Below are 344 nucleotides of genomic sequence, written 5' to 3'. Positions count from 1 at the left end.
TGATGGTGCCGCCGGATGGATTCGCGACGTGGCGGCGGACCGGGACGTTGCCGCGCAACGGAGCCAGGGGACCGCTGGCGACCAAGATGAGGGATCGGCTGACGAGCGAACCTGACGCGACGCAGTACAAGAAGCGAAGTGGGATTGTGGAGCCGCTGTTCGGGCTCATCAAGGAGCTAAGACATTACCGCCGATTTCTGTTTCGAGGGCTGGAAAAGGTGAGAGCGGAATGGCAAATGATCTGCATGGCGATGAACGTGTGGAAGCTGCACCGCCACCAACCGCAAGTGGTGCTTGCATGAGGCTGAGATAAGGCCCGAATTCTTGAAAACACCGGCCTAATT

General features: G+C 58.7%; 1 protein-coding gene. It reads left to right on the top strand.

What is annotated here, in order from left to right; translation table 11 throughout:
* The coding region (locus tag ACR9Y2_RS40320; RefSeq protein WP_435047593.1) for a transposase at positions 1-302 on the top strand (302 nt) is incomplete at its 5' end.
* Positions 303-344 lie beyond the last annotated feature (42 nt).

Origin of the sequence: Paludibaculum fermentans (assembly GCF_051172195.1) — a bacterium.
In the GTDB taxonomy this organism is placed as follows: domain Bacteria; phylum Acidobacteriota; class Terriglobia; order Bryobacterales; family Bryobacteraceae; genus Paludibaculum; species Paludibaculum fermentans_A.
This window is presented reverse-complemented; position numbering and strand designations above follow the sequence as displayed.